This is a genomic window from Arthrobacter sp. 05L45_2 (assembly GCF_056397525.1).
Map to the genome: position 1 here is coordinate 1 of NZ_JBFTNO010000183.1, position 10,166 is coordinate 10,166.

The following is a 10,166-nucleotide window of genomic DNA, read 5'->3' on the forward strand; positions in this document are numbered from 1 at the left end:
ATGCTGCACAGCAGGTTTCGGATGAGCCGAGCCCGCGCCGTCTTTTGTCATCAGAGAAGGTCTACCAGGGCCGGATCTGGGATGTGGTCAGCGACAGTTTCCAGCTAAGCGACGACGGCGAACCCCTGGTCCGGGACTACATCGACCACCCGGGCGCCGTGGCCGTCCTCCCGATGAACGAGGACGGCGAGATCCTGCTGATCAAGCAGTACCGGCACCCCGTGGGCATGGCCCTCTGGGAAATTCCGGCCGGACTGCTCGACGTCGAAGGCGAGGACTTCGTGGTTGGCGCGGCCCGGGAACTTGCCGAGGAAGCCGACCTGGTGGCGGGGACGTGGAACGTCCTGGCAGACTTCTTCAACTCGCCCGGGTCCTCCAGCGAGGCCATCCGCATCTACCTCGCCCGTGACCTGAGCGAGGTACCGGGCCACGAACTCCACGTCCGCACCGATGAGGAAGCGGAGATCGAACTGCACTGGTTGCCGCTGGACGACGCAGTCGCCGCCGTGCTGGAGGGACGCCTGCACAACCCGTCCGCCGTCGTCGGCGTCCTCGCAGCAGCCGCGGCCCGCGCTGACGGCTACCAAGGACTTCGCCCGGCCGGCGCGCCGTGGCCCGCCCACCCCAGCCAGCGCTGATGACAGGTCTGCTGGCAGCCGAACCGCCCGCCGCGGTGCCCGAACCGCCCCGGCCGCCGAGCGCCGTCGACCGGGCCATCACTGATTACCTCCAGCACATGGGCGTCGAACGGGGCCTGGCTGCCAATACGCTCTCCGCCTACCGCCGCGACCTGGCCCGCTACGCCCGGCACCTGGCCGGCGCCGGCCGGCGTCGTCCGGAAGAGATCACCCGCCGCGACGTGACTGCCTTCGTGCAGGCGCTCTCGGACGGCTCCGACGGCGGATCCGCCCTGGGCGTGCGTTCGGCTGCGCGGACCGTCGTCGCTGTCCGTGGACTGCACAAATTCTGGGCGCTCGAAGGCCTCACGCCCACGGATCCCGCCAGCGACGTGCACCCGCCCATGCCCGGAAAGCGGCTGCCCAAGGCCATCACTGTCGAAGAGGTCACCCGGATCCTGGAAGCCGCCGGAACCGACACGCCCACCGGGCTCCGGGACCGTGCCCTGCTCGAATTCCTCTACTCCACTGGGGCGCGCATCAGCGAGGCCGTGGGTCTCGACGTCGACGACATATCGCTGCAGGGCGAGAACGATCCGGCGGCCGGCGGCCCGGCGATTGTCCGGTTGTTCGGTAAGGGCTCGAAGGAGCGGATGGTGCCGTTGGGGTCCTACGGCGCCCGTGCGCTGGACGCGTACCTGGTCCGGGGGAGGCCGCTGCTGGCCACCAAGGGAAAAGGAACGCCGGCGCTCTTCCTGAATGCCCGGGGTGGCCGGATCAGCCGCCAAAGCGCCTGGACCATCCTCAAAGCGGCCRCTGACAAGGCCAACATCACCAAGGACGTCTCGCCTCACACCCTTCGGCATTCGTTCGCCACCCACCTGCTCGAGGGCGGGGCCGATGTCCGCGTTGTCCAGGAGCTCCTGGGCCACGCTTCCGTGACCACAACGCAGGTCTACACCCTGGTGACCGCCGACACCCTGCGCGAAATCTACGCGGCCGCGCACCCGAGGGCGTTGGGCTAGGGCTGTAGCTTCGACGGCGGCCTGGTGCTGCCGGCGGATGGTGCCGCTACCCCCGTGGTGCCGGTAACCGGGCCGGCCGTCAGGCCCGCTGAGTCTTCCGTTATTGTCGGTGGTCGTTCATATGCTGGGGGTATGAAAAGCGGTGTGGCTTTCAGTGCGGAGGTCGAGGCGGCGGCGGCAGATGTCGCCCGGTCCGCCGCCGCGCTGGCTGACCTGACAGCGGCGGGGGAGACCCCTTCTGAATCCGGCTTGGCGCCGAAGGATGCGGATTCGTTGCGGGATCTGGCCGACGGATGTCTGGACGGGCTGGCCGGAGTTGCCCGGTTGGAGGCGCGGCTTGCGGCCCTGAAAGTCCGGTTCGCCGCGGAGTATGCGCGTACGGTTGCGGCGATGGCGCCCCCGGACGACTCACCGCGGGAGTGCACCATGCGGGAAATGGCGGTGGTCGCGGAGGTCGCGTGTGTGCTGTCCGTCAGCGAACGCAGCGCCGGGTCCTTGTTGGCGGAGGCCCATGTTCTGACGACGTCGTTGCCGTTGACGCTGGCAGCCCTGCACTCCGGATTGATCTCGTGGCAGCATGCCCGGATCATGACCGACGAGGCTGCGGTCTTGGGGCGGGCCGGGGCGTCGGCGCTGGAGGCACACTTCCTGGACATGGGCGCGCCCGATCACGCCCGCGGGTGTCCGGCCGGAGAGCTCGTGCCGGGCCGGTTTCGGGCCAAGGTCCGCACCTGGCGTGAACGCCACCACCCGGCGAGCATCGAAACACGCCACACCAAAAGTGCCGCTGACCGGCGGCTGGAGTACTGCCCGGACAGGGACGGGATGGCCTGGCTATCGGCCTACCTGCCGGCGGATACGGCCGCGGGGATCTGGGAACGCACCACTGCGGCCGCCCGCGCCCTCCAAAGGCCCGGTGAAACCCGGACCCTGAGCCAGCTGCGCGCCGACATCGCGGCCACCTGCCTGCCGGACACCCGCGCAGGATGTGATGTCGCTGGTGTGCCGTCRCCGCGGGCCCAGGTCCTGGTCACCGTCCCGGCACTCTCGCTCGTAGGTGTTACCGACGAGCCAGCGCTTCTGGACGGGTACGGTCCGATTCCGGCATCGATGGCACGGCGTCTGGTCTCCGATGGTGCGGAGTCGTTCTACCGGGTCCTGACCGATCCGCGTGATGGGGCACCGCTGGAGATTGGCCGGACCAGTTACCGGGTTCCGCGGGCGATGCGGCATTGGCTGCGGCTGCGCGACGGGAAGTGCCCGTTCCCCGGCTGCAACAACCAGTCGCTGGATAACGACGCCGACCACGTCCTCGCCTGGGCAGATGGCGGAACCACCGGGATCAGCAACCTGGGCCAGCCGTGTCCCAAGCACCACCGCCTTAAACACGGAACGGCCTGGAGGCCCACCGGCGCCACCCGGACCGGCCCGCCCGGCTGGATCTCACCCACCGGCCGGCACTACCGCAGCGAACACCAGGACTGGGAACCTCCGGTGTTACCGCCCGGGCTGTTGGCGGTGGACGGGCTGTTGGCGGGGGGAGCGGCCAGAGACCAGTGCATGCCAGAGGACGTGGCCGGGGAACCGCCGGAGGAAGCCGGGCCGGACTGGGACGCCTTCATGGACGTGCCAAGGCACGTCGGCGAGCCGGAGCATCCGGAACCGTTCATGACGATGGAGAGCTGGCTGGAAGCGTGGCTGTTCCAGCCAACCTGATCGAGTCCTGCCTGCGGGCGGTGGACGGAAAGGCAGAGCTGGGAAAAGTTCTTGGCGCTTCCTGTAAGAAAACGCCCGCCACGGGACACATAGTGGTCAGGAAGAAGTCATTCAATGCCCGGGGGAAGCACCATGCTGGCTGCCAAAGAGCAAGCGTTTATTGACCTGCACGCACAACACTCCGCGCAGGTCTACCGCTACATTGCGTGCCGCCTCAGTGACCGGTGCCGCGTCGAGGAGTTGGCTGCGGACGTTTTCCGGATCGCCTGGGAAAAGCAGCTGGCGGAGCCGCCCGGCATTGGCTGGCTGCTGGCGACGGCCCGGAACGTTATCGGCAACGAGTACAAGGGCCGGCGCCGGCGGCAGGAACTTATTGAGCGGCTCAAGGACGAGGCCCGCAATCACACGCCGGGTCCCAACACCGAACAGCGCGCCGCCGTCGCGGAAGTCCTGGTCCGGCTCAGGGAACGCGACCGTGAGGTGCTGATGCTCAGTTACTGGGACGAACTGACCACTGCTCAACTTGCCGCCGCCCTGGAATGTTCACCTTCCGCCGCCGGAGTCCGCCTCCACCGGGCCCGCCAGGCTTTCGCGAAAGCGGCCCCATCCCATCTCATGACCGAACGGAAGGACTAGCCATGGACCGCATCGAAGAGCTCATGAAAGATGCCAAACCACGGGTAGGAGTTCCAGGCGCCGCTCCGGGCAACGACTCGGTCCGTTCCCTCGTGTCCTCCTCGGACCCCGACGTCGTGCACCTGGCCCACCGCGTCCCGGCACGGCGCAACCGGCTGCGCGCCGTGGCGGGCACCCTTGTGGCCGCCGCGGCGGTCATCGCCGCCGTCGTCGTTGGCGGAAACCTGATGCAACCCCAAGCGCCCAGTCCGGCCCAGTCAGGTATCCCGACGACGGCGCCCGCCACTCCGTCGCCCAGCGCCCCGGCCTCCCGCCCTCCTGCGCCGCCAACCACCGCCCCGGCGACCAGCGCCCCCGCAGCCCTGACCACGGGCGGTGTTGCCTGCACGATGGCCAACGTCGATCAGCAGCGAAGCGACCAGCAGCGGGCCATCATCCCGGTTCCCGCCAATGAACGCCGCTACTACACAGTGCTCGGCTGCGCGGACGGCTGGCTGGCCTACTCCACCTCGGACGAGGGGGCAAAAGCCATGCACCTCGACGGCGGCAACGCCTGGTTCAACATCGGCAAATTGCAGAACGGCCGCTTCCTGGTCGATTACCAGCAAATCTGGTCCAGTGTCTTCAACTGGGAATTCCAGGCCACGAACAACCAGGGGCTCACCCCGCAGCAAGCCATGGACAAGCAGTTCGCGGCTATTGGAATCCCGGTCCAGCTGCGGTCCCGGCTGGTCGGCGACGGTCCGGCGGGCAAGTAGCCGGAGCCGACGGCGGCGGCGCTAGGCTGGTGCACATGAATTTCACACCCGTCACCCTGTGCTTCCTGCTTCGTGACGGACAGCGCGGCGCCGAGGTGCTCCTTGGCCTCAAACGGACAGGGTTCGGCACAGGCAAGATCGTGGGCGTCGGCGGCCACGTCGAACCGGGGGAGACCGACGCCGAGGCAGTGGTCCGGGAAGTCTGGGAAGAAATCGGCGTGGTGGTCCGCCAGCAGGACCTCGCCGGCGCCGGCCGGGTGCAGTTCGTCTTCCCTGCCCGGCCCGAATGGAACATGGCCTGCAGGCTCTTCACCACGCGCCGGTGGAGCGGCGAACCCGCCGACAGCCGGGAGATAGCGCCCGAATGGTTCGCCGTCGCGGAGCTTCCGCTGGCGCGGATGTGGCAGGACGCCGAACACTGGCTGCCCCCGGCGCTGGCCGGCGAGACGATCGACGTCGTGGTGGTCCTCAATGAGGACAACGAAACGGTGGCCTCCGTCCGCTACCCGACCCGCCACGGCCATCCGCCTGAGTAAACCGCCCGGGTAAACGCCTGACTAGCCCGCCTGGGATCTGGATGCCGGACACAGCAAACACGGGTCTCCCACGTACAAAGACAAGAATCCGGTGATGCGAAAACGTGATCCCGGCGCTGCCCGCAATGCCGTGACGTGGCCGGTAGCCTGAGGTTCGAACACTGCGCCGCGGCAACCCATCCATCACTCCGCCAGGCCACAAGCAGCACACCGACCACTTTGAGGGCAGGGCATGAACGCGAACAATCAGGACTATCCGGACGGGGAGCTCTTCGACGAGGATTCGTCGAACTCCGGGGGACGCCGGCGCTGGCCGTGGGCGGTCGCCATCGTTGTGCTAGCCCTTGCGGCCGTCGGTGGCGGCATTGCCGTGGCCGCAAACATGCGGTCAACCGATCCGGCCCCCGCTGCGGCATCGACCGCGTCTGTCGTGGCACCCACGGCCTCAACGGAGCCGACCACGCCGCCGTCGACCCTCACGGCGACGTCCGCAGCCGCAACGCCGTCGCCGTCATCAGCGACCGCGACGCACGCAACGGATACGGCCACAGCCGCGGTGGTCAACGGCCGGTACGTCAGCCCTTCCGCCGGGGTCTCCTTCCAGCTGCCCGACCGCTGGACGGCGGAGGAATCCACCGACCGGCCGGCCGGCTACCCGGGAACCTCCATCATCGTCTTCAACGAAGCCCGGATGCAGGTGGCTGAGCTGTACCACGGCGTCACCGGCGGCGTCGGCGGCGCCTGCGGCCCGGGTCCGTACAAAATGACTGAACTGGACTCCGCACCGGCCTTGGATGCGCCGTGGGCCAAGGCGCAAGGAGTCCGGTTCTCCTTCCGTGTCCTGGACATGCGGGCGGACGGGGGCGCCTTCGATTACCAGGTTGGGTTGGTGGACAAGGTGAGCGGCCAAATCAAGGACAGCTGCCTCATGTACTCCTTCGCGTCCGGTGCGCCGAAGGGCACGCTGGCCTTCGCCGACCGGACTCACCAAAGCCCCGGGCACGACGATCCCATCTTCAACACGATGGCCGAAGCCAAGGATTACCTGAAGTCCCCGGAGTACAAAAAACTCAAGGCAATGATCCTCAGCTTGCAGATGCAGGGATAACAGCAAAAAGCGCGGGCCGTCCACCTTCAATGGTGTCAGCGAGTTCGAATCCAGCTGCTCCATGATGTGCGCGGTCCACCCGGTGATCCGGCTGGCCACGAATAGGGGCGTGAACGTGGGGGTGTCGAAGCCCATCAGGTGGTAAGTCGGGCCGGCCGGGTAGTCAAGGTTGGGCTTGATGGCCTTCGCCTGGTCCATGGCGGTCTCGAGCCCGTTGTAGAGGCCCAACAGTTCCGGACGGCCGTAGTGCGCGATCATCTTGTCCAGGGCCGCCTTCATGGTGGGAACCCGGGAGTCGCCGTGCTTGTAGACGCGGTGGCCGAAGCCCATGACCTTCTTCTTCTGTGCCAGGGCGTCTTCCATCCACGCCTTCGCGCGCTCGGCAGCCTCTTCGAGCGACTCTTCCTGGCGGATGCCGATCTCGTCGAAGGTGTGCATCACGGCCTCGTTGGCGCCGCCGTGCAGCGGGCCCTTGAGCGCGCCGATCGCTCCGGTCACGGCCGAGTGCAGGTCCGAGAGCGTCGAGGTGATGACCCGGGCCGTGAAGGTCGAGGCGTTGAAGGAGTGCTCGGCGTAGAGGATCATCGAGACGTTGAAAGCCTCGACGACCTCCTGCACCGGTTCCTCACCAAAGGACATCCAGAGGAAGTTGGCCGAGTAGCCGAGGTCGTCGCGCGGGGCCACCGGTTCGATGGGGCTTCCCTCGGCATGCCGGCGGCGCTGGTCGTAGGCGACCACGGCCGGCATCGCCGCGAACAGGTCAACAGCTTTGGCCATGTTGGCCTCGCGCGAGGAATCCTCGGCGAGCGGGTGCCGGGCACCGAGCACCGAGGTAGCCGTGCGGCAAACGTCCATCGGGTGCGAGGTCAGCGGCAGGGCATCGATAACCTGCTTGACCACCGGGTCCAGGGCGCGGCCGGCACGTTCCCGGGCGGTGAACTGGGCCAGCTGCTCAGCTGTGGGCAGTTCGCCGTTCCACAGCAAGTAGGCCACTTCCTCGAAGCTGCACTTGGCGGCCAGCTCCTGGACGGGGTAGCCGCGGTAGAGCAGCGAGTTGGTGTCCGGGTTGACCTTGGACACCGCGGTGTAATCCACCACGACGCCGGCAAGGCCCTTTTTGATCTCATTTTCAGCCATGCTGAAACTCCTTTGTTCCTAACGCCTGTTGACCGGCCTGGGCCGGCGGTCCGGTGGTGAGTCAGACACCTGGGATCTGGAAGTTGAAGACCCCGGTATCAAAACGGTTGTAGGCCTCGTAGTCCACGAGGTCGTAGAGACGCGCACGGGTCAGCATGCTTGAAACCTGGGCCTCCTGGGTGCCGTCGGATTGGATCGATTCCAGAGTACGCTCAGCAGCGCCCATGGCACTACGGAGCAGCGTCACCGGGTAGATCACCATGTTGACGCCGACGCCGGCCAGCTCATCCACCGTAAAGAGGTCGCTCTTGCCGAACTCGGTCATGTTCGCGAGGATCGGCACGTCCACGGCGTCGCGGATGGCCTGGAATTCGCTGAGGTCCTTCATGGCCTCCGGGAAGATCGCGTCCGCACCGGCCTCGACCAGGGCCCGGGCCCGCTGCTGTGCCGCCTCGAGGCCGTCGGTGGCCCGGATGTCGGTCCGGGCCATGATCAGGAAGTTCGGATCCCGCCGCGCGTCCGCAGCGGCCCGGATCCGCTTGGTGGCGGTGTCCAGGTCCACGACGTTTTTGCCGTCGAGGTGCCCGCAGCGCTTCGGGTTGAACTGGTCCTCGATGTGCAGTCCGGCCAGGCCTGCGTTCTCAAGTTCCTGGACGGTGCGGGCCACGTTCATCGGCTCGCCGAAGCCGGTATCGGCGTCGACGATCGAGGGCAGGTCCGTCATACGGGCGATCTGCCCGGCCCGGGTGGCCACCTCAGTGAGCGTGGTCAGCCCGATGTCCGGCAGGCCAAGGTCGTTGGCCAGCACGGCACCGGAGATGTAGACCCCGGCGAACCCCTTCTCCTCGATCAGCCGCGCGGACAGCGGGTTGAAAGCGCCGGGGAACTGCTGGATGGTCCCGGACGCGAGCAGTTCCCGGAACCGGATCCGCTTCTGTTCCGGAGTGGTCTTCGAATACAGCATCAGAAGAGTCCCTTCGGTGCGGCTGCCAGGTCGATCACGCCGTCGGCTGCCTTGATGTTCAGCTGGTCGAGCTCGCCGGCGGCCAGCTCGGGGAGACGCGCCGCCGCGGCGAGGAAACGCTCGATCTCGTCCTCGGCCACCAGACCGGCGGCCAGGGTGCGGAACTTGTTGACGTACTGTTCCCGGGCGAACGGACGGGCACCGAGCGGGTGCGCGTCGGCGACCGCGATCTGGTCGGTGATGACCGTGCCGTCCTTGAGCGTGATTTCGACGGAACCACCAAAAGCCTTCTCGGCGATGTCCAGGGAGTGGTAGCGGCGCGTCCACTCCGGATCCTCGACGGTGGTCACCTTGTGCCACAGCTCCACGGTGTCCGCGCGGCCGGCACGTTCCGGGGCGTAGGAATCCACGTGGTGCCAGGCTCCGTCCTGGAGGGCCACCGTGAAGATGTAGGGAATGGAGTGGTCCAGGGTTTCCCGGCTGGCCGTCGGGCTGTACTTCTGCGGATCGTTGGCACCGGAGCCGATCACGTAGTGCGTGTGGTGGCTGGTTTTGATCAGCACGGACTCGACGTTGGCCGGGTCGGTGACCTCGGGGTGTTCGCCGTGCAGCTTGCGGGCGAGGTCGATCCACGCCTGCGCCTGGTATTCGGCGGAGTGCTCTTTGGTGTACGTGTCCAGGATGGCGCGCTTGGCTTCGCCGTCCTCGGGGAGCGGAACACTGTAGTTGGCGTCCGGGCCGTCGAGCATCCATGCGATGACGCCGTCCTCGCCCTCGTAGATCGGCACCGGGGAGGTCTGGCCGCGCATGGCGCGGTCGGCCGACTCGACGGCCATCTTGCCGGCGAAGGCCGGCGCGTGGGCCTTCCAGGTGGAGATCTCGCCCTTGCGGGACTGCCGGGTGGCTGTGGTGGTGTGTAGGGCCTGGCCGACGGACTGGAAGATGGTTTCGACGTCCAGTCCCAACAGGGTGCCGATGCCGGCCGCGGCGGACGGGCCGAGGTGGGCCACGTGGTCAATCTTGTGCTTGTGCAGGCAGATGGCCTTGACCAGGTTGACCTGGATTTCGTAGCCGGTGGCGATGCCCCGGATCAGGTCCTGCCCGCTGGCCCCCACGTGCTGGGCGACGGCGAGGATCGGCGGGATGTTGTCGCCCGGGTGCGAGTAGTCCGCGGCCAGGAAGGTGTCGTGGTAATCGAGTTCGCGGACRGCGACGCCGTTGGCCCAGGCMGCCCAYTCCGGCGAGACCCGCTCTTCGATGCCGAAGACCTTGGCGCCCTTGCCGCCCGTGCTGGGGCCGTGGGTGAGCGCCTGGGCGCGGGCCGCGACGATCGGAGCGCGGTTCAGGGAGGCGATGGCCACGGAGGCGTTGTCGATGACCCGGTTGATCACCATGTCGGTGACCTCGTCGGAGACCGCAACGGGATCCGCCGCGACCTTGGCGATCTTGTGGGCGAGCTGGTCTTCGCGGGCCAGGTTTTCCTCGCTCTTGTAAACGCGGACGTGGTGTTCCTTAACCATGGTTCTCCTTGTAGTGAGGTACGTGGGTGGCTTTGACGTGGGAAAGGCTGCGGTGCAGGTGCACGGTGGTGGCCGCTTCGGCGAGCCGCGGGTTGCCGGCCGCGATCGCCTCGGCAATCGCGGCATGCTCGGCGGCCGCGGCGGTGAGG

8 protein-coding genes and 2 pseudogenes are annotated in these 10,166 nt (G+C 67.5%); 6 read left to right on the plus strand and 4 right to left on the minus strand.

Annotated features, from left to right (window positions below; genetic code table 11):
* From AC1DHD_RS12940 to AC1DHD_RS12965, 6 genes are all read left to right on the plus strand, one after another.
* A partial coding sequence (locus tag AC1DHD_RS12940) for an NUDIX domain-containing protein (protein WP_476880102.1) occupies positions 1 to 638 on the plus strand: 638 nt, incomplete at its 5' end.
* On the plus strand, positions 638 to 1,642 hold the full coding sequence (gene xerD, locus AC1DHD_RS12945; protein ID WP_476880103.1) for a site-specific tyrosine recombinase XerD: 1,005 nt from the start codon (positions 638 to 640) through the stop codon (positions 1,640 to 1,642). The genes AC1DHD_RS12940 and xerD, both read left to right, overlap by 1 nt.
* A 132-nt stretch (positions 1,643 to 1,774) precedes the next feature.
* Complete coding sequence (locus AC1DHD_RS12950; protein WP_476880104.1) at positions 1,775 to 3,358, plus strand: HNH endonuclease signature motif containing protein; 1,584 nt, start codon at positions 1,775 to 1,777, stop codon at positions 3,356 to 3,358.
* Between the two features lie 114 nt (positions 3,359 to 3,472).
* Positions 3,473 to 3,994, plus strand: a complete 522-nt coding sequence (locus tag AC1DHD_RS12955; protein WP_476880105.1) for an RNA polymerase sigma factor — start codon at positions 3,473 to 3,475, stop codon at positions 3,992 to 3,994.
* 2 nt (positions 3,995 to 3,996) lie between these two features.
* Positions 3,997 to 4,752 (plus strand): hypothetical protein, encoded by a 756-nt coding sequence (locus AC1DHD_RS12960; RefSeq protein ID WP_476880106.1) that lies wholly within the window; start codon positions 3,997 to 3,999, stop codon positions 4,750 to 4,752.
* Positions 4,753 to 4,787: 35 nt separating this feature from the next.
* Positions 4,788 to 5,288 (plus strand): 8-oxo-dGTP diphosphatase, encoded by a 501-nt coding sequence (locus AC1DHD_RS12965; RefSeq protein WP_476880107.1) that lies wholly within the window; start codon positions 4,788 to 4,790, stop codon positions 5,286 to 5,288.
* A gap of 1,144 nt (positions 5,289 to 6,432) precedes the next feature.
* On the opposite strand, the pseudogene AC1DHD_RS12970 reads toward AC1DHD_RS12965, so the two are convergent.
* The 4 genes and pseudogenes from AC1DHD_RS12970 to AC1DHD_RS12985 all read right to left on the minus strand — a co-directional run.
* A pseudogene (locus AC1DHD_RS12970) lies at positions 6,433 to 7,533 on the minus strand (bifunctional 2-methylcitrate synthase/citrate synthase); the annotation flags it as partial.
* 61 nt (positions 7,534 to 7,594) lie between these two features.
* A complete protein-coding gene (gene prpB / locus AC1DHD_RS12975) occupies positions 7,595 to 8,497 on the minus strand; it encodes a methylisocitrate lyase (RefSeq protein ID WP_476880108.1) in 903 nt (300 codons plus the stop codon).
* The gene (locus AC1DHD_RS12980) at positions 8,497 to 10,017 is read right to left on the minus strand and encodes an MmgE/PrpD family protein (RefSeq protein ID WP_476880109.1); all 1,521 of its coding nucleotides are present in this window, start codon (positions 10,015 to 10,017) and stop codon (positions 8,497 to 8,499) included. The genes prpB and AC1DHD_RS12980 overlap by 1 nt, the downstream gene beginning before the upstream one ends.
* Positions 10,010 to 10,166: pseudogene (locus AC1DHD_RS12985) on the minus strand (GntR family transcriptional regulator); the annotation flags it as partial. The gene AC1DHD_RS12980 and the pseudogene AC1DHD_RS12985, both read right to left, overlap by 8 nt.

What these genes read in the sequence shown, in the direction of transcription:
- AC1DHD_RS12960 (WP_476880106.1), top strand. Translation starts at nt 3,997, where the DNA reads ATGGACCGCATCGAAGAGCTCATGAAAGATGCCAAACCACGGGTAGGA.
- prpB (WP_476880108.1), bottom strand. Translation starts at nt 8,497, where the DNA reads ATGCTGTATTCGAAGACCACTCCGGAACAGAAGCGGATCCGGTTCCGG.
- AC1DHD_RS12955 (WP_476880105.1), top strand. Translation starts at nt 3,473, where the DNA reads ATGCCCGGGGGAAGCACCATGCTGGCTGCCAAAGAGCAAGCGTTTATT.
- AC1DHD_RS12965 (WP_476880107.1), top strand. Translation starts at nt 4,788, where the DNA reads ATGAATTTCACACCCGTCACCCTGTGCTTCCTGCTTCGTGACGGACAG.